This window comes from Pseudomonas sp. 51_B (assembly GCF_017491595.1).
Lineage (GTDB): Bacteria > Pseudomonadota > Gammaproteobacteria > Pseudomonadales > Pseudomonadaceae > Aquipseudomonas > Aquipseudomonas promysalinigenes.
This window is the reverse complement of the sequence record NZ_JAFGYW010000278.1, coordinates 1-482: the sequence shown is the minus strand read 5'-3', so window position 1 is coordinate 482 and position 482 is coordinate 1. Positions and strand designations below refer to the sequence as shown.

The following is a 482-nucleotide window of genomic DNA, read 5'->3' as shown; positions in this document are numbered from 1 at the left end:
AGGTCGAGGTGCCCGAAGGCAGCATGGTGATCCAGGCTGCGCACAAGGCGGACACGTACATCCCTCACTTCTGCTATCACAAGAAGCTCTCGGTTGCGGCCAACTGCCGGATGTGTCTCGTCGAAGTCGAGAAGATGCCGAAGGCCGTGCCCGCATGCGCGACGCCCGTGTCGGCCGGCATGATCGTCCACACCAACTCCGAGAAGGCCGTGAAGGCGCAGCAGTCGGTGATGGAGTTCCTGCTCATCAACCATCCGCTCGACTGCCCGATCTGCGATCAGGGCGGCGAATGCCAGTTGCAGGATCTCGCGGTCGGCTACGGCAAGTCGACGTCTCGCTACGCGGAAGAAAAGCGCGTGGTGTTCCACAAGGAAGTCGGCCCGCTCATCTCGATGGAAGAGATGTCGCGCTGCATCCACTGCACGCGCTGCGTGCGCTTCGGTCAGGAAATCGCCGGCGTGATGGAGTTCGGCATGCTAGGC

Annotated in this window: 1 protein-coding gene; it reads left to right on the top strand. The window is 62.2% G+C overall.

Annotated elements, in window-relative coordinates; genetic code table 11:
• A partial coding sequence (locus tag J5M56_RS24815; RefSeq protein ID WP_207938039.1) for a 2Fe-2S iron-sulfur cluster-binding protein occupies positions 1–482 on the top strand: 482 nt, incomplete at both ends.